Annotated in this window: 13 protein-coding genes and 2 pseudogenes; 12 read left to right on the forward strand and 3 right to left on the reverse strand. The window is 59.8% G+C overall.

Going from position 1 to position 17927, the window contains the following annotated elements; translation table 11 throughout:
- The first annotated feature begins 19 nt into the window (after positions 1-19).
- Together EGM87_RS14610 and EGM87_RS14615 are read left to right on the forward strand one after the other, a co-directional pair.
- Entirely contained in the window at positions 20-2089 is a 2070-nt protein-coding gene (locus tag EGM87_RS14610; RefSeq protein ID WP_137710042.1) for a recombinase family protein, read from the forward strand.
- Positions 2090-2096: 7 nt separating this feature from the next.
- A pseudogene (locus EGM87_RS14615) lies at positions 2097-2252 on the forward strand (IS630 family transposase); the annotation flags it as partial.
- 311 nt (positions 2253-2563) lie between these two features.
- Here the strand turns inward: EGM87_RS14615 and EGM87_RS14620 are convergent.
- Positions 2564-4063, reverse strand: coding sequence for a Fic family protein (locus tag EGM87_RS14620; RefSeq protein WP_253719086.1), 1500 nt, complete (start codon positions 4061-4063; stop codon positions 2564-2566).
- A gap of 714 nt (positions 4064-4777) precedes the next feature.
- On the opposite strand from EGM87_RS14620, the gene EGM87_RS14625 reads away from it, so the two are divergent.
- Together EGM87_RS14625 and EGM87_RS14630 are read left to right on the forward strand one after the other, a co-directional pair.
- Positions 4778-5041, forward strand: a complete 264-nt coding sequence (locus tag EGM87_RS14625) for a type II toxin-antitoxin system Phd/YefM family antitoxin (RefSeq protein ID WP_137710040.1) — start codon at positions 4778-4780, stop codon at positions 5039-5041.
- On the forward strand, positions 5041-5469 hold the full coding sequence (locus EGM87_RS14630; RefSeq protein ID WP_137710039.1) for a type II toxin-antitoxin system VapC family toxin: 429 nt from the start codon (positions 5041-5043) through the stop codon (positions 5467-5469). Before EGM87_RS14625 ends, EGM87_RS14630 begins: the two co-directional genes overlap by 1 nt.
- A 61-nt stretch (positions 5470-5530) precedes the next feature.
- Here the strand turns inward: EGM87_RS14630 and istB are convergent.
- Positions 5531-6276, reverse strand: a pseudogene (istB, locus tag EGM87_RS14635) (IS21-like element helper ATPase IstB).
- A 53-nt stretch (positions 6277-6329) separates the two neighbouring features.
- On the opposite strand from istB, the gene EGM87_RS14640 reads away from it, so the two are divergent.
- Positions 6330-6452 carry a copper-binding protein gene (locus EGM87_RS14640; RefSeq protein WP_137710038.1) on the forward strand — a complete coding sequence of 41 codons (123 nt, stop codon included), beginning with the start codon at positions 6330-6332 and terminating at the stop codon, positions 6450-6452.
- Positions 6453-6546: 94 nt separating this feature from the next.
- On the opposite strand, the gene EGM87_RS14645 is transcribed toward EGM87_RS14640, so the two are convergent.
- Positions 6547-8640: a TonB-dependent receptor gene (locus EGM87_RS14645; RefSeq protein ID WP_137710037.1), complete on the reverse strand. Its 2094-nt coding sequence runs from the start codon at positions 8638-8640 to the stop codon at positions 6547-6549.
- Positions 8641-8828: 188 nt separating this feature from the next.
- On the opposite strand from EGM87_RS14645, the gene EGM87_RS14650 reads away from it, so the two are divergent.
- The 7 genes from EGM87_RS14650 to EGM87_RS14680 all read left to right on the forward strand — a co-directional run bounded on the left by EGM87_RS14650 (position 8829) and on the right by EGM87_RS14680 (position 17921).
- On the forward strand, positions 8829-9233 hold the full coding sequence (locus tag EGM87_RS14650; RefSeq protein ID WP_137710446.1) for a glycine zipper 2TM domain-containing protein: 405 nt from the start codon (positions 8829-8831) through the stop codon (positions 9231-9233).
- Positions 9234-9431: 198 nt separating this feature from the next.
- Positions 9432-9800: a hypothetical protein gene (locus EGM87_RS14655; protein WP_216614564.1), complete on the forward strand. Its 369-nt coding sequence runs from the start codon at positions 9432-9434 to the stop codon at positions 9798-9800.
- 500 nt (positions 9801-10300) lie between these two features.
- Positions 10301-12376, forward strand: a complete 2076-nt coding sequence (locus EGM87_RS14660) for a TonB-dependent receptor (protein WP_137710036.1) — start codon at positions 10301-10303, stop codon at positions 12374-12376.
- Between the two features lie 236 nt (positions 12377-12612).
- Positions 12613-13086, forward strand: coding sequence for a type IV toxin-antitoxin system AbiEi family antitoxin domain-containing protein (locus tag EGM87_RS14665; protein WP_171010054.1), 474 nt, complete (start codon positions 12613-12615; stop codon positions 13084-13086).
- Positions 13087-13780: 694 nt separating this feature from the next.
- Entirely contained in the window at positions 13781-14980 is a 1200-nt protein-coding gene (locus EGM87_RS14670) for an ATP-grasp domain-containing protein (protein ID WP_137710034.1), read from the forward strand.
- Positions 14977-16761, forward strand: coding sequence for an IucA/IucC family protein (locus EGM87_RS14675; RefSeq protein WP_137710033.1), 1785 nt, complete (start codon positions 14977-14979; stop codon positions 16759-16761). The genes EGM87_RS14670 and EGM87_RS14675 overlap by 4 nt, the downstream gene beginning before the upstream one ends.
- Positions 16758-17921: an MFS transporter gene (locus EGM87_RS14680; RefSeq protein WP_137710032.1), complete on the forward strand. Its 1164-nt coding sequence runs from the start codon at positions 16758-16760 to the stop codon at positions 17919-17921. The genes EGM87_RS14675 and EGM87_RS14680 overlap by 4 nt, the downstream gene beginning before the upstream one ends.
- The last annotated feature ends 6 nt before the right edge of the window (positions 17922-17927 follow it).

Consider the following 17927-nt stretch of genomic DNA (forward strand, 5'->3'; position numbering starts at 1 on the left):
CTTCCGCGGGAGGCAAGCCATGACGATGGAGCTCACCCGGACTCTGCCTGAAAAGGTCCTGCCGCGACATCAAGAGCGGCAGGCTGTCGTTTACGTCCGTCAGTCGACGATGCGGCAGGTGACGGAGAACCGTGAGTCCACCCGAATGCAATATGGTCTTGCCGATCGGGCTTGTGGACTTGGTTGGCGACGCGAGCAAGTGACCGTCATTGATGACGATCTTGGACGTTCCGGATCCTCGGCACTGGATCGGCCAGGCTTCCAGCGGCTTGTTGCGGAAGTGGGGCTCGGCCACGTTGGGTTGGTTCTTGGGATCGAAGTATCGCGCTTGGCACGATCGTGCCGCGACTGGCATCAGCTGCTCGAAATGTGTGCGCTGTTCGACACGCTCATCGGTGATGCCGATGGTATTTATGATCCCGGCACCTACAATGATCGCCTTCTGCTTGGGCTCAAGGGAACGATGAGCGAAGCGGAACTTCACATCCTCAAGGCCCGCATGCACGAAGGCCGATGTGCCAAAGCCCGTCGTGGTGAACTCATTCTGGGCCTTCCGCGCGGCTATGTGCTGAAACCTTCCGGGGAGGTTGCGCTGGATCCGGATGAAGGGGTGCAGCGTGCAATCCGCCTGGTCTTCGCCGTCTTCGAGCGACGGCGATCGGTCAGCGGTGTGCTGCGTTATCTCGTCGACCATGACCTGCAACTGCCCGATCGCGTGCGGTGCGGGCCGAACAAGGGCGACGTCTGCTGGAACCGTCCCAATCGCGCGACACTGTCGGACATGTTACGCCATCCGGCCTATGCCGGCGCCTATGCCTTCGGGCGTCGCCACTATGATGGCCGTCGCCGGCTTCCGGGTAAGCCGCACAGTGGTCGAACTTATCTAAGTGATCCGCAGAAATGGATGGTACTCCACCAGGATGTGTTGCCGGCGTATATAGACTGGAGCAACTTTGAGAGGAACCAGCGGCAGATGGCCATGAACCGCTCTCGACACACGGGTGTTCCGCGCGGCGGCGCGGCCCTGCTTGGCGGCCTGATCTCTTGCGGGCTTTGCGGACGGCGGATGTTCACGACCTACACCGACGACGGACGCGAGGCCCGCTATGTCTGCCATCAACTCGCCACCACCTATGGGGAAGCGCGTTGCCAGTCGATCAGCGCCTGGCCGGTCGACAGGCTGGTCTCCACGCTGGTCCTTGAAGCCCTTTTGCCCGCTGCGATCGAGGTGAGCCTGCAAGCGGCCGAGGATATTGAGCTGGAACGCCGGCAACTCCACGGCCAATGGAAAATGCGGCTTGAACGCGCCGGATATGAAACCGCGCTCGCGCGCCGCCGTTACGAAGCGGTAGATCCGGATAACCGCTTGGTCGCCCGGACGCTGGAACGGGACTGGGAAGCGGCACTCACAGCCGAGCAGTCGCTGGCGGACGAACAGCGGCGCGCATTAGCTGAAGAACCAGAACGACTTACCCAGGCGGAGTGCGATGCCATACGGCAGCTGGCACAGGATATCCCCGCATTGTGGAGCAGCGCATCCACGACAGCGCGCGATCGCCAGGCTATTGCGCGTATGATGTTGGAACGCGTCGAGGTCCTCGTCGTAGGTGAAACCGAGCGCGCCGCACTGGTGTGCCATTGGGCGGGCGGCACTGTGACGAAACATGCGTTCACCCGACCGGTCCGGCGGTTCGAGCAACTGGAGCACTTCGACAAGCTGCTTGCCCGGATTACCGAGCTCAGAAGCCAGGGAGCCACCGCGCAGATTATAGCCGACGCCCTCAATGCCGATGGCTGGACGCCTCCCAAGAAGGAGCGCTTTAACGCACCCATGATCCATCGCCTGCTCCAACGGCGTGGACTTGGCACGACACGTCCTATCTGGTCGAACAATATCCCCCGGCGGCACAAGAGCGAAATGACCCTCCAGGAATATGCCGATCGAATAGGAGCGCACCGGCAAACCGTTTACGGTTGGCTCCGGCGCGGGCGGATCAAAGGACGGTTGGCCAAGGTAGGATCACAGCGCGTCTGGCTCGTCGAAATCCAAAACAGCTCAACAGGAATCTGCACTGGAGAGTCATCATGAACACACGATCGAGCAGATGTTCTCAAAGCTCAAACGGCTTCTGAGAAAGGCAAATGAGCGCACCGTCGAAGCCACATGGCGCCGCATCGGCGAACTCCTCGACCGCTTCAGCAACGACGAATGCGCCAACTACATCAATGGCGCCGGATATGCCTCAATTTAAATCGGAAAGACTCTAGGTCCAGACGGTCAGCTATTCAAAGTTCGCCCCTCCAGATGGCCGTTGCACGAATTTCAGAACGTCTGGTTACTGGAGGGTAGATACGGATAGCTGCGCGTCCGCTGACAGCCCGCACATCGAGCAGGGGGGAGATAGCTGCCAGTCAGCCGCCATGAAGAGCTTCGGGCACCCGTATCCATTGCCTGATCGGCCCGAGGCCGGCTTCCATGCCGCCCGAAGCAGCAGTTTGAAGGGTAATCAAATTTCGATCGAGTGTCCGATATCTAATCATTTTCCCAGACCAATAATCGATCTCAGACGTCAGGCGCTTCGGCCAGCGCCCGCTGTACCGCCTGCTCCATCGCGGTGATCTCGGCATCAGTCAGTTCGTCGAACTGACGGCGCTTGCTATTGGAAAGACGTCCGCCGTTTTGAAGCGCCAAGCGGATCAGCAACGCGGCGCGGCGGTCCGGCATATCGACGATTGCGCGCACCCCTTCCATCGCGCGGTCAAACATAGCCAGAAAGCCCAGTTCTTCACGCAGGTCCGTGCGGACGGTATCGACCACGCGGTCATAAAGATATTCTGCGACAGGGGTGGCGTCGAAGAAGCGATAGAGCGGCGCGGTGTCGCTGCGGACCACGATCTCGCGCTCGCTGGTCCAGTCCCATTCTATCGCGCTGAGCAGGGGCCTTGAGAAACTTTCCAGCACCGCGTCATAGCTGCGCTGATCGCGGACGATGGCGGCCGACACCGGCAAGATCATGCTGTCCGGGCTGAAACCGGTCTTGCTCAGCACATGGTGCACGATGAAGCGGTGGATGCGGCCGTTGCCGTCCTCGAACGGGTGGATGAAGACAAAGGCAAAGGCCGCGACTGCCGCTGCCACGACAGGCTCGATGTTGTCGGCGAGCATCCGCGCCGTCAGTGCCATCCAGCCCTTCATTAGCGAGGGGACGTCCTCAGGTCGGGGGCAGATGAAATGCACCTCCTCCCGGAAATCGACGGTCGTCTCGCCGACGAAATTCTGGAAGCCGCGCCAGTCGGTGGCAGCATAGCGGTGATCGACGATCACATTTTGCAGCCGAACGATCGCTTCCTTGTCGCTTGTGTCAAAGCTGGAGGCGGAGCGCAGCGCCGCGACGAACCGCTCGGTCCGATTCGGGCTGGGCACCTCCCCCTCGATCGCGAAGGAAGAACGCGTCTCCGTAGTTAAGAGATGCCACACCGCGCGGGCGAGCACGGCCGGATCATTGCCTTCGATGACCGCGCGTGCTTCGGCCTCGATATGGACGCCGATCTGCCCTTCCAGCTTCGCCGTGCGGCGCACCGTGGGGCACAGGTCCGGCGTGCCGAGCAGATTATCGATAACGCGGTGCCGCGACGAGTTCCGCCTCGCTCCGGGGACCTGCTTCTGCGGATCGAGTGCCTCGACATAGTTGCCGGCGGCGGCATCCGGTACGTCGAGACGGTCGCCTGTCAGATACTCATAGAAGAACCAGGCGCGCCGCGCAAAGCTGCCGCTCGGCTCGGTGCGCACCCATGCCGCGACGACTTCGGCGTCGATGGCAATAAAGGTTGCGGCCAGCACGCCCAGGTCCAGGGGTTCATAGCGCAGGGCAAAGCGCAGGTTGGCGATGACATCGTCACCGGTCGCATAGGAGCGCGGGTAGAACTCGACAGTGCGCTCAGCGATCCTTTCGGTCCGCCGCGCGCCCGCGACGAGGTAGCTTTCGGTATAGGGCGGCGGACTTTGCGGCGCGAACGCAGCCCGCAGCCACATATGCCCCATCATCGGCCCATCATCACTCACGCGCTCGTTCATGGGAAAACACATAGTCCGCTACGAGAACGATTACCAATGACATCAATTGTTCAAAATTGATTTAAATTACGCGATGGCTTCCGGGGACGAACTGGAATCTTGTGCTTATCTCACATGATGGATAGGCGACTCACCTGCACGCGCGCATAGTCTTTGTTCCTCTCCCTTGGAGGAACCCGACAGCCCCGCCTCGGCCCCCTTCTGAGGCGGGGCAAACTGCGTAAGAGAGGCGTCCAGCCCATCGAGGGCAGGAAAGCGGACGAGCCGACCTAAAGCCGCAGTTCGCCCCGATCGCGTCCGCCGCCACAAACGGCCCTGCCGCTGGGATCAGCGCAGCCTGCACATGAACGTGCGCTCACCATGCTCGGCTGTGTCGAAGCCCTCGTAGCGAGCCTGCGTGATCCTTATATGATCAGCTGCACGCTCAGCCGCCTTGAAACAGTCGACAGTTCAGCCATCGCGAAGGCACGAACAGCACGCTCGACGAACTCCTGACAATCGAGGAAGAGGATGAAGGTTCTCCGGCGAATGAGGTTGATAAATCAAACCGACCGTTCTTCGAAGCTCGATTCTCGAAGGCCTAAATCACCTCCATAAGCGACCTGTTTCGAATTCGGCGCTACCATTTGTAGCAACGTAGAAACATTTTTCTTGCGACACGCACATCAATGTGGCAACGTAGGAACAATGGAGGCTATCCACATGACGATCACTACCCTTTCAGCCCGCGATTTCAACCAGGACGTTGGGCGTGCCAAAAAGGCGACGATCAACGGTCCTGTCATCATTACTGACCGAGGGAAGCCAGCCCATGTGCTCATGTCAATCGATGAGTATCGCAGGCTACGTGGCGGGAAGAAGATGAGTTTGCTGGAATCTCTTACCCCCAGCCATCCTGTGCCGCTGGACGATGATTTCGAGTTTCCAAAGCTCGGCGGGATCACGAAGTCGGTGGAACTGGACTGATGCACCTACTCGATACGAACGTCGTTTCGATTTTCAGGCGAGTCGACAAGGCACCCCAACAGATCCTTGACTGGGCCGCGTCAGTCGAGGCCCAGGATTTCTATCTTTCCGTCATCACCATCCTGGAGATCGAGCAGGGAATTTTGATGAAGGAACGGAAGGACAAAGTGCAGGCGGACCTTTATCGGGACTGGCTGAACAACGACATTCTGGTTCGCTTCGAAGACCGGATTTTGCCAATCGACCTTGCTGTTGCCCGACGCTGCGCCCGCCTGCATGTTCCTGATCCCAAATCGGAGCGCGACGCGCTCATTGCGGCTACAGCCCTTGTCCATGGCATGACAGTAGTGACGCGCAATGAAGCCGACTTTAAGGCAACCGGTGTCCCGCTGATCGATCCCTGGTTGTTGATTGCCACTGAGAGTTGACCCGGGATTTCCACCGAGAAGTGACCCGCCTGATGGTTATGTTTCGGATGTCATCGGTGGGTCAAGATAGTGGTTTCTCCTTTCTGGGGTTGGCTTGGTGAGCCGAGCTGTTTTTGAACCGGAAGCTGTCGTTACCGGTCTCCAGGATGTGGTAGTGATGCGTGAGCCAATCGAGGAGCGCGGTGGTCATCTTGGCATCGCCGAATACGGTGGCCCATTCGCTGAAACTCAGGTTGGTGGTGATGATGACGCTGGTGCGTTCATAGAGTTTGCTCAACAGGTGGAAGAGCAGCGCGCCGCCTGAGGCACTGAACGGCAGATAGCCCAGCTCATCGAGGACGACGAGGTCCGAGTGGACGAGCCGGTTGGCGATCTGCCCAGCACGCCCCTGGGCCTTTTCCTGTTCAAGCGCGTTGACCAGTTCGACCGTGGAGAAGAGCGCACGCGCTTTCGGTGATGCTCGATAGCCTGAACACCCAGCACCGTGGCGACATGGGTCTTCCCGGTGCCCGGGCCGCCGACCAGCACCACATTGTCGGCGACATCGATAAAGTCGCAGCGGTGCAACTGGCGCACCAGCGCCTCATGCACCTCGCTGCTGGCAAAGTCGAAGCCCACCAGATCGCGATAGGCCGGGAACCGCGCGACCTTGAGCTGATAGGCCACAGACCGCACCTCTCGTTCGGCCGTCTCGGCTTTCAGCAGTTGGGAGAGGATTGGCACCGCCGCCTCGAAGGCAGGCGATCCCTGCTGCATGAGGTCGGTCACGGCTTGGGCCATGCCGGGCATTTTCAGGCCACGCAGCATGACGACGAGGGCGCCGGTGGCGGGATCATGACGCTGAAGCCAATTGGCCCGCGATGACGATGGCGTTCAAGGCTGCCCCTGCGCTCATCGATAGCGTGAAGGTGGGCAATGCGGTGAATTTCGAGCTGAAGCTGGACGGTAATGCCGGCGAGATCACCGCCATCACCAGAAAATAAAGAGGCAAGGAGCCTGGACAGCGCCAGGCTCCGTTGGAGTGCGTTTCTATCCGCCGCCTTCAAGCGGCAGATTGCATTCGTGCCGCCGGACGGTTCAGTTCTTCCCACCCATGAAATTGTAGCGCAGCGTCAGCATGGCCGCACGCGGCGCGCCGGGCAGGTTGAGGTTGGCGCTCGTGCCATGTCCCGACACGATATAATGTTTGTCGAAGATGTTGGTCACGTTGACCTGCGCGGTGATCGGACCCAGCCGATACCAGGCCATCGCATCCATCGTGAAATAGCTAGGCAAGGTGACGATGTTGGCCGGATCGGCGAACCGGTCGCTCACATAATTGCCACCTGCGCCCACACCGAAGTTGTCACCGAAACCCTTGGCGATCCAGGCATTGGCGGCATGGCGCGGCGTGATCGTCGCGCGCTTGCCGATCAGGGCCGCATTGGCGGAGTCCACGATCTTGGCGTCCAGATAGGCATAGCCTAGGATAGCCCGCCAGCCATTTTCCAGATTCACCGTGCCCGACAGTTCGATGCCGCGCGTGCGCTGCACACCGATGGGGATAAGCACCGTCGGAGCGGCAGGATTGGCGGCCTTGATCCCCGAGCGGCGCAGATTGAACGCGGAAATGGTAGTCGCGATCCGGCCTTCGAGGAAGCTGAACTTGGCGCCTACTTCCTTATTCTCGGTCTTCTCCGGCGCGATGTCGGCATTGTTGGCCGCGATCGAGAAGGCTTCGCCCGAAGGCTGGAACGAGCGGCTCCAGGAGGCATAATAGGATTGGTTCTCTGTGGGCTGCCAGACTAGGCCCACGCGCGGGCTGCCCTTGGTGTCGGTGCGTGACAGGTCGGAGCGGCCGGGCAGATGGTCGTCCGTCTCCTGCTTGAACCGGTCATAACGCGCGCCGACCAGCGCCTTCAGATGCTCTCCGATCGACACCAGATCCTGGACATAATAGCCGAGCGTATCGAACGTGCCGCGATTGTCGGCCGTCAACGCGCCGTTGGTCGTGATGACGGGCAGGACCGGATTGAAAAGATTCACTGTCGCGACGCCGTTGCGCGAATGGGTCGCGACATCCTTGATCTGCCGCCCGACCTCGACACCGAACAGCAGTTGATGCTCCATGCCCGCGAAGGACACCTTGCGGGTTAGTTCGAGCTGGTCGAACCAGCCATGTTCGTTGCGGTCGACCGCCGACCGGTTGAGCGAAACCGTCCGCGCCGCTTCATTGACCGTGCCGGGCAGGGTATTCTGTCGATCGAGCTGATAGTCATAGTAGCGGAAAGCGTTGCGGATGCTGGTGTCTTCGTCGATCTTGTGGGTCAGCGTGACCGTGCCCGAATAGACCTTCGACTGACTATAATCGTCCTTCCGCGCATTGGCCGAACCATAGTAAGTGGAGCGCGGCACATCGACCGGGCGTCCCTGATAGGCAGGAATGCCGAAGTCCGTCACGCGCCGGTCACGCAGATAATCGCCCTGGACCAGCAGTTGGGTCCGCTCACCCAGCTTGAGCGAGATCGACGGCGCGATCGTCTCGCGCCGAAGGAACTGCTGGCTGCGGAAGCTGTCAGCTCGCTCAATCGCCCCGGTGAGGCGATAGGCAGCCATGCTGCCTTCGGGCGCGATGCCGATGTCAGCTTCGGCGCGACGATCGTCCCAGCTGCCATAGCTGACGCCGATCTCGCCCAGATTGACGCCCGGCTTCTTGGTCACGCGGTTGATCAGGCCACCCGAAGAGCCACGGCCGAACAGAACCGAGGCCGGCCCCTTGATGACTTCGAGGCGCTCGATATTGGAAAGGTCGCGAAAATAGAGAGCATCGTCCCGCAACCCGTCGACGAACTGGTCGGCAATGGCGGAAAAGCCCCGGATAGAGACCTGATCGCGCTGCCCGTCGCCATGGGAAAAGCCGACGCCCGGCACATTCTTTAGCACATCCTGCATGGACAGGGCGCGCTGGTCGCGCATCACGGCCTCGGTCACGACGTCAACGGTCTGAGGGATGTCCTTCAGCGGCACGTCGATTTTGAGCGCGCCGACCTGTTTCGGCGTATAATCAAGGCGGTCCGCCGTAACGACGATATCGGACCGATCCGCTTCATTCGCGCTTGCATGGAAGGGCAGAACGATGGCGGCAAATGCCACGCTGGCGTTTAGATGACGCGATGCAAGCTTGGAAAACATAAGCCCCCGATACAATTTGCGGCAATGATGATATTGCGAGGCGGTCGCATATATCGGAAGCAAAAACCTGTCAACGCCATCCTTTGCTGAACGATTGCTGACTACTCTGTTCAGAGACGCGCCAGAGATGCGCCGCAATAACTCCTGCTCGTGGAGACGAAACCGTCTGTGGAGGAGGTAAATTGGTGATGCGCAAACCCCTATTGGCACTGTCCTTAGCCGCTTCGGTGCTGGCCGGGCTTCCCTCTTCGGCCCATGCCCATGATGGCAGGGGGAACTGGTATCGTTATGAAGAATATCATGATGACAGCGACGACGATGATGACGATGATCGCCCCCGCTACCGCCGCAGCTATTATGAGGAGCGGGACTATGATCGCCCGCGCCATGTCGAACCACGCCGCTACCATTATCGCGAGCGGCGCGAGCGCTGTGGCGGCAGCGGCACCACAGGCCTGTTGCTGGGCGGCGCAGCGGGCGCGCTGCTCGGACGCTCGGTCGACCGCTATGGCGACCGCGCGCCGGGGACTATCATCGGCGCGGGCGCAGGCGCGTTGCTGGGCCGGGAAGTCGATCGCAATTCCGGCTGCTGACCGAAATATCGAGGGCACACTGAACTGAATTTCCTCCTGTGGCGGGAGATCCTGGGGCGTGGAACCGGTTGGTATCCGCGCCCTTTGAATGCTACTACAGCTTAAACAGGGTTCAGATCGAGTTCAGCGCATCTGTGCTTGAATGACAGCCTATCCCTTCCGCCAATGCGGGCAGGGCGAAAGAGTAGGAGGCAGGAGATGAAAATGCTCCGCAAGGCGGTATTGGGTTTGGCGCTGGTAGCGTCCGTGCCGGTCAGTGCCACGCCTGCCGAGGCGCGCGATCATCGTCGCTATTATTCGCGTTATTATGATAATGACGCGGCAGTTGCCCTGAGCGCGGGAATTGTTGGGTTGGCGATCGGCGCGGCCATCGCGTCGGATAGGCCGCGATATTATTACGACGATGATTATTATTATCGTGAACGGTATTATCGACCGCATTACCGGTCATATAATTACTATTATTATGACAGCTATCCGCGCTATTATGACCGGCGTTCGCATCGCTATAATGATCGCTATTGGCGTCACCGCCGTCATCATCACGACCATGATGATGACGATTGATATGAATGGCCGACGGTGATCGAGTTTCGGCCTGCAATTTTACGAAGTGCTTTGCTGGTCAATTTGATACTGTCGGTAAAAGGATTTCGATCGTGGATACACCGCCGTTGGAATGACCCGGACGTTACCGCCATGGGCAGCGATAATAGCGGCGACCATGTTGAGTCCCAAGCGTAGCCCGATGACGACCAGCCAGGATCAAGCCGGGCGAACCTCTGGAAGATCCGTTCGCGATCCTCGTCCGATATGCCCGGACCATCATCGACAATGGCTCGGTCTGCCGTAACGACGAGATGCCCTCCTCCAGGATGCCGCGCCTTTCCAGATAGCTGACATTTTCAGGCGCGGAAAAGCCTGCTCGGTTATCGCGAGTTCCTCGGAAAGGGTCCGCTGCTTGAAGCCGCACATATCATTCTGCAGCCACTTGCGAGTAGATATTGCAAGTCAGTCGCACTTTTAGTAGGAGCGCGCTCGATAAGTTATGCTTCCGGGGGGACTCCATGAAATCCACATTATTCTTGTCAGCGGCCTTGCTCGCGATTCCCAGCACCGCCGTGGCGACTGAAGCCGAGCCGGAGGATGGCCGCACCATCATCGTGACCGGCAAGTCCGAAGGCTATGTCGCGATCAATTCGACCACCGCCACGAAGACCGATACGCCGCTCATCGACGTGCCGCAGAGCATCAATGTGGTGACGCGTGAACAGCTCAACGACCAGGCACATCACAGCATTGCGGACGTGCTCCGCTATGTTCCGGGCACCACCGTCGGTCAGGGCGAGGGCAACCGCGATCAGATCACGCTTCGCGGCCAGAACACGACCGCCGACTTCTTCCTCGATGGCGTGCGCGACGACGTCCAATATTATCGCAGCCTCTACAACATCGAGCGCGTGGAAATTCTCAAGGGCCCCTTCGCGCTGATCTTCGGGCGCGGCGGCAGCGGCGGCATCATCAACCGCGTGCAGAAGACGCCTTCGGCGGGTGCACTGGCAATCGGCGGCTCGGCCAGCGTCAACACCTTCGGTGCGTGGGACGTTGCGGCGGATATCAACGCGCCGATCAGCGGCAATGCCGCTTTCCGCCTCAACGCCAACTATGAGAACCTCGACAATCACCGCGATTTCTTCGGCGGCGAGCGCTATGCGATCAACCCCTATCTCGCGGTCGATCTGGGGCAGTGGAAGCTCGGCCTCTCCTACGAATATGTGAACGATGACCGGGTCACCGATCGCGGCGTACCTTCGATCGCCACCGCGACGGCCCAGCCAAACCGCCCGATCACCGGCTATCGTGACACATTCGTTGGCGTCCCAGGTGTCAATCGCGCAGGACTTGAAGCGCATATCGTTAAGGCGCGGCTCGATGGAGAACTGGCCGAAAACCTGAACTGGTCGACTACGCTGCTCTACGGCGACTATGACAAATATTATACCAATGTTTTCGCCAACGGCGCGGCTACCGGGCAGGCAGGCACCGTCGCGCTGTCGAGCTATACCGATCCGACGAAGCGGCAGAATTTCATCGCCCAGAGCAACATGATCTGGGACGTCAACCTTGGCTCGATCGGCAACAAGATCCTGCTCGGCCTCGAATATGGCGACCAGGACTCCACCAACCAGCGCCGCAACGGCACGCTCTCGAGCAGCACGTTGAACCTCGCCAATATCGTCTATCCGACCGTCACCTTCGGCGCGCTCGCTCGGAACACCCAGTCCAATGTGCAGTTCTTCTCTGCTTACGCGCAGGACCAGGTCAGCTTCGGCGAGCATGTCGATCTCGTGGTTGGCCTGCGCTATGACCGGTTCGAGATCAAGGGCACCGACCTGATCGGAACGCCACGCCCCTTTGCGCGCACCGACGAGAAGGTCAGCCCCCGCGTCGGTCTGATCCTGAAGCCGCAGGAGAATATTTCGGTCTACGGCAGCTACAGCCGGTCCTTCCTGCCGCGCTCGGGTGACCAGTTCCTGACAATGACAGCGACCCAGCAGAACCTCGCGCCTGAAAAATTCACCAACTATGAGATCGGCGCGAAGTGGGACATCCGGCCTGACCTCAATGTTACCCTCGCGCTGTTCCAGCTTGACCGGACCAATGCGACAACGCCCGATCCAAACAATGTCACCGCCACGATCAATGTTGGTGAAACGCGGACCAAGGGCGTCGAGCTAGCGCTGACGGGACGGATTACACCGAACTGGCAGGTCAGCGGTGGATATACCTACCAGGATGCACAACTGCGCGGAAACAGCTTCGTTCGCCTGGGACAGGTACCGAAACACCAATTCGCACTATGGAATCGTTATGATTTCAACGAGGCAGTGGGCGCTGGCGTTGGCGTGATCCACCAGTCGAGCCAATTCGCCGCAATCCGGACGTCTGCAACGACGACCCGCCTGCCCGCGTTTACCCGTGTCGATGCGGCGCTGTTCTTCAAGGCGAACGAGCAGATCGAGTTCCAGGTCAACGTCGAGAACCTACTCGACGAGGAATATTTCTCCGATGCGCACAATAACAACAACATCACGCCCGGCGCGCCGATCAACGCGCGCTTTACAGCTCGCGTGAAGTTCTGATGACACGCCGAGAGGACGGGAGTGTCTCGCACTCTCGTCCTCGACGCACGGCGGTCAACCATAGTGCCCGACCACAAACCATACTGTCGTGTAGCGACGTGAAGCCGGTGGCGATTCGACTCAATAGCCTTTCCCGCATTGAACGACAGACGCTTGCGTGCGTGAGATCTCTCCGCTTTCCTACCGAGGCGCCCGTCTGCCGCAGCGACTTCCATATATGCAATGCCGTCACGCTGATGTCCGACCAGTTGGTCGGAACTCAACTTTCGATCTGGCGCCCAGGCTCGATGTTCCTGAGCCAGGATGAGATTTTGCTGCTCATATCTCTCGCAGCCATGCAACGTCGCAGTTGGCGCGCCTTCCGTTGCGCTCTGGATCCCGGGTTAGTGGAAGTACTGCGAAAGTGCGCCGTCGCTTTGGCAGAAGCCAACGTTTGCATGCCCATCAAGGCGTTCGCGCGCCTCGACATGATCGCTCAGTTGGGATCCCCGTCCATAGAGGTGGCGAGATCCAATGCCCATCCACGGAATTCCACCTTGGACATCGATGATGGTTCCATCGGGGCAACTGTGATCGCCATGCTTCAGGAACGAAATCTTGTCAGCACACGGGAATTTGAAGCCGCAGGCATTTCGCGCCAATATTTGAGCCTGCTATGTAAGAAGGGCTATCTGAGGCGCGTCCGTCACGGCTGGTATGGCGCCTGCTAGGATTAGAGGGGTCACCGTTGCCATCATGATTGTGCGCCCATTGCCATGCATCAGGGGACGAGTTCCCAAGCTTCTGCCATCTGCATTGTCCTTTGCCTGACCGACAACGACGATGTCTGCTTTAGTGTCACCCTCTGAGGCAATTGCCTGAAAAGGCTCCGTTATCGAGGCAAGGCAAACCCTGGCGAAGGGTGAACGCGAGAAAGCCGGGAAAACACAAACCCCGTTTAAAAATAATTTGCTAATGCAAATCGATCGCATAGAAGGAACCTTCGGCTGTCAGCCAGACAGCACCATGGCGTGCAGCAATGCCGTTGCCCTTTCATACCGCGCCAACGCCTCTTCAGCGATTGTCGCAGAGAACCGCCCAGTGGTTACGTCATTATTGCTAATGATTCCTATTTGCGTTAAATGCTAAGGGACTGATTCCAACGAGGAAGGTGACAATCCATGCGAAAAATTTGGGTGCAAACAGCAGATGGGGCTGCTGTGCCCTGCAGTAACCGCCAGCCGCTGCCTCCCCCCTCAAATTGGCAGCCAGTCACGTCGCCCGAAAATCCGTTGACTATGATGCCCCGAATTTAGGGGGCGCTCAACATCCGCGCCCGCCCAAAGTCGCATGTCCCAACGGGGTATCGTCCCCTCATTGAGGCTTCCTGACACTTCCTTGGTTCCAATTTCTCGGAGTATCCTTATGGCCAATCTCGTAATCGTGGCACATGTGCCCACCGATGCCGTAAATGACGGTTTTCTGCCGGCCGCTCGCCGGATCGGCCTATCGGTGACCCTGCTCACCGACCACGCCGATGCGCACGAGCGCCACTTTGCGCGCCCCGGTTTGCCGGCCTATCCCGATCAGATCATCGCCTGCGATGTGTTCAACCCCATCGCTATTATTGAGGCGCTCGACGGCGGACAGCCGGAAGCGATCTTCTCAAACAGCGATCATCTTCAGACCAGCACGGCTGCAGCGGCCGCTCACCTTGGCTTGCCCGGCAAGGATCAGCGCGTCGTCTATCGCGCCAAAAACAAGGCGGCGATGCGGGCCTATATGGCCCAGAAGGGCATCGACATCTTGTGGCACCGGGTCGTCACGAGCGAGACCGATCTTGCGACGGTGGAGGAGGCCCCCTTTCCATGCGTCGTCAAGCCGCGCGAAGGCGTTGGCAGCCAGCTTGTCCGGCTGGTTTATAATCTCGACGAACTTGACCAATATTGCCGCACGGTCTGGGCGGACCGCCCGGGGTGCAAACTGCTAGTCGAGCAATTTATCGCGGGCGATCTCTATACGCTGGAGACTTTGGGCGACGGCCGGAGCATTCGCGCCCTCGGCGGGTTTCGGGTCACCTTGAGTCCGCCCCCGCATTTCGTCGAACTGGCTGCCGAATGGGGCAACTGGCTTACCACTGATCAACTGACGGCGATCATGGACCAGATCGGCGCTTTCGGTGTCGGATTCGGTTCATGCCACACGGAATTCGTTCTTACGCCCAACGGACCTAGGCTTATCGAGATCAATTACCGCACAGTCGGCGACCGCCGTGAATTCCTGCTTGAGGAAACGCTTGGTTTCCCCATGTTTGAAACCATCCTCCGGCTGCATCTGGGCGAAGCTCTGCCTGATCTGGAGCCCGGCGACCGATCAGCGGCGATGCGCTATTTCCCAACGAGGGAGGCGGGTGAGCTCATCAAAGCGCCGGATGCGTTCCATGAAACGAGTCAAGGTGTTTGGCTGAACTATCGTCCCTTGCGTCGCGCGGGCGATGCGATCGCCATCACCAATTCGAACAAGGATTATCTTGGCGTGCTCTGCGCAAGCGCCCCTGACACGACCACACTCGCACAAGCCATGCAGGCAGCGAGCGCGGGTCTCTCTTGGGATCTGCGCCCGTGAACGCGCCGCATGGGCGCGATACGCTCCACGTTCCCGACTACCTTGTTCAGCGAGTCATTGACGCGTTTCTGCGCGAGGACGTGCGTGAATGTGTCAGCCGTGGAGCGGTGGTCCGGGACAAGACCCACCCGCTTCCAGACACAATTCCCTCCGCGATCCGCAACGGAAGCTGGTTGCACATCGATCATCTCGATGAGCCGCTTTGGTTGCCCGTTGAGGCAGGCCAGTTCATGCAGGACTGGCGGCTTCGCGCATTGCCGGCGGTATCGGGCCATGGGTCCAACGCCAAAGCGTTGTTCGATCTGGCTGAGATACTGGCCTATTTCCGGGCGGGCCTGGATCCGCAAACGCAAGCGCTGCACATCGCTTTTGAGAGAGAATGCGTCACCGCTGGTGAGCATCGCGTCCTGTGCGAAGCTGAGCGGAGGAGGTGGTTTGCGATGCCGGACGAGGCGCCGGCCTATTGGCCGGCGTGGGCGAGAAGCCTCGCGCGGCACGACCGCCTGGCGGCGCTACACGATCATCCCTTCTACCCCACGGCCCGGGCAAAGCTCGGCTTTGAAGCCGATCATCTCCATGCCTACGCGCCCGAATTCCAGCCAGTGTTCGCGTTGCGATGGCTGGCGGTGCCACGGGCGTCCTATGAAGGCACGGCGTTGCCGCAAAGCCTGCGGCCGAGTTTCGCCGACGTCGGCCTCGATGAGACGCTGGGTGCGGACCACGAGCTGATGCCGGTCCATCCGGCGCTCTGGGATATGGGGCTCGACGATTTTCTTGCTCAGACCGACCTGGCCAAGGCCGTCGTCCGCGCGCCCAGAACCTATCTCTCGGTCATGCCGACCTTGTCGGTTCGCACGGTCGTGCCGCTCTCCTGCCCCGGGCTTCATCTCAAGTTGCCACTGACGATCCGAACGCTGGGGGCAACCAATTTGCGAACGATCAAGCCCAGCACCATCGTCGATGGCGATATTGTGCAAACAATCCTGCGTGACGTGACGGACGATTTGCCGGCAATCTCCGGCCACCTGCTGCTCACCGATGAGGCGACAGGGGCAACCGCCTTTGGTCAACCGTTTCTCGGCTTCATCCTGCGCCGATATCCAGACCTAAACGAGGAAGCGATCACGCCCGTCGCAGCGCTGGCTGCCCCGGCACCGGACGGACAGCTGACGATCGAAACCTTGGCCGACGGTTTTTATGAGGGTGATGTAGAAACCCTTTTCCGGGATTACGTTGATCTACTACTGCGCCTACACCTGACCCTCTGGCTAAAATTCGGCATCGCGCTCGAGGCCAATCAGCAGAACTCGGTGCTGGTGTTTTCGGCCAGTGGGGTCCGACTGCTGCTCAAGGACAATGATGCGGCACGCATCCATGCCTCAGTGCTGGCTGAGCGTCGGCCGGATCTTACTGATCGGATCGACGCGATCAGGGACCGGCGCATAATTGTGGATGACGATCTGCCGCTCGCGCAGATGTTCATCACCATCACATTGCAGCTGAACATTGCGGTAATCGTCGAAGCGCTGCACCAGACTGGCAGCGCTGACCGGAGCGAGCTTTACCGGCACGTGCACGCAAGAATCACAGCGATCCTCGACGAACTGGCGACGGAAGGCGTCGATATCACCGTTGCCAAGCATCATCTGCTGGAGGCCGAACGGCTGCCGCTCAAATATCTGCTGCGGGCGGCGAGCCTTGAAAGCAAGGCCCAAACGGGTGCCGCCGACGTCAACAAATTTTACGGGCTGACTGCGCCCAATTTCTTGAGGCTGACATGAACAGACGCTCTTGGACGATAGCCGCTGTGGTCGTGGGGCATTTCACCGCAGCCTTCTCGGCGCTGGGCATGCCGCCCTTTTTCCCTTTGATCTTCAAACAATCGCTGCACAGCAATGCCGAGTTTCTCATTGGCTGGGCCTATGTTCTGCCGGCGGCGATGACCGCCCTGAGTGGCCCCTGGTGGGGACGGCTGTCGGACCGTTTCGGCAGGAAGGCCTTGCTGTTGCGTGCGCAGCTCGGGCTCGCGGGAAGCTTCTTGCTTGCGGGCTTCGCAGAGACGGTTCCCGTTTTCCTTCTTGCGCTCACTCTTCAAGGTCTGTTCGGCGGCACGCTAGCGGCATCCAATGCCTATCTCGCGACCCTGTTCGAAGGACAGGGATTGACGCGGATATTGACGCTTCTGCAGGGATCGGCGCGGGCGGCGCTTATCGCGGCACCGGTTGGCCTTGGCTTTGCTCTGCTGAAGACCTCACCGATCGAAACCTATCGCTATCTAGCACTATTGCCCCTCACAGCTGCGGCGATGATTGCGTTTCTGCCAAACACCGGGCCTGTACAGGCCGCCAAAAAGGACGCGATGAAGAGTGCTTCAGATGGCTCCGGACTGCGCCTGCTGATCCTTCTGCAATTCGCCTTCGCCTTCGGCACTGTGGTGACCTTTCCCTATTTCGTGCCATTCACGCAGTTGCGGGTAGAAGGGGGGGGGCCTGCGCTTGCCGGCTTCCTGTTCGGCCTCCCGCACTTTGTTTACCTGGTAGCGGCCGCGCCGCTCAGCCTTTGGCTTGGGCGGAAACATCTATTGCCGACATTGTCGGCAGCCTTTTTGCTGCTGGCCCTGAGCTTGGGCGGCCAGATTCTCGCGAATGGCGTGTTGACGCTCGGGCTGTGGCGCCTGGTCATGGGTCTTGCCATGACCGCGAGCTTCATCGCGCTCCACGGCCTGATCGCAGAGGCAAACGAAGCGGGGAGCGCCGGACGCATGTTTGGATTGCTCGATAGCGCTTCAAAATGGGGCGGCGTGGCTGCGGGCGTGATCGCGGGCCTCGTGGTTCAGGCGTTCGGGACCGACGCACCTTTGCTGCTCGGGTTGCTGGTTCTTTGCGCGGGTGCGGCGGCAATCGCTCGCCGAACCGGCGCTCCACTTCTGCGAACCCGATAATCGGAG

Origin of the sequence: Sphingobium sp. RSMS, assembly GCF_005406185.4 — a bacterium.
Lineage (GTDB): Bacteria > Pseudomonadota > Alphaproteobacteria > Sphingomonadales > Sphingomonadaceae > Sphingobium > Sphingobium fuliginis.

Coding starts and splice junctions, on each gene's coding strand:
- EGM87_RS14610 (WP_137710042.1), top strand. CDS start 20: ATGACGATGGAGCTCACCCGGACTCTGCCTGAAAAGGTCCTGCCGCGA.
- EGM87_RS14625 (WP_137710040.1), top strand. CDS start 4,778: ATGACGATCACTACCCTTTCAGCCCGCGATTTCAACCAGGACGTTGGG.
- EGM87_RS14630 (WP_137710039.1), top strand. CDS start 5,041: ATGCACCTACTCGATACGAACGTCGTTTCGATTTTCAGGCGAGTCGAC.
- EGM87_RS14640 (WP_137710038.1), top strand. CDS start 6,330: ATGACGATGGCGTTCAAGGCTGCCCCTGCGCTCATCGATAGCGTGAAG.
- EGM87_RS14645 (WP_137710037.1), bottom strand. CDS start 8,640: ATGTTTTCCAAGCTTGCATCGCGTCATCTAAACGCCAGCGTGGCATTT.
- EGM87_RS14650 (WP_137710446.1), top strand. CDS start 8,829: ATGCGCAAACCCCTATTGGCACTGTCCTTAGCCGCTTCGGTGCTGGCC.
- EGM87_RS14655 (WP_216614564.1), top strand. CDS start 9,432: ATGAAAATGCTCCGCAAGGCGGTATTGGGTTTGGCGCTGGTAGCGTCC.
- EGM87_RS14660 (WP_137710036.1), top strand. CDS start 10,301: ATGAAATCCACATTATTCTTGTCAGCGGCCTTGCTCGCGATTCCCAGC.
- EGM87_RS14665 (WP_171010054.1), top strand. CDS start 12,613: ATGTCCGACCAGTTGGTCGGAACTCAACTTTCGATCTGGCGCCCAGGC.
- EGM87_RS14670 (WP_137710034.1), top strand. CDS start 13,781: ATGGCCAATCTCGTAATCGTGGCACATGTGCCCACCGATGCCGTAAAT.
- EGM87_RS14680 (WP_137710032.1), top strand. CDS start 16,758: ATGAACAGACGCTCTTGGACGATAGCCGCTGTGGTCGTGGGGCATTTC.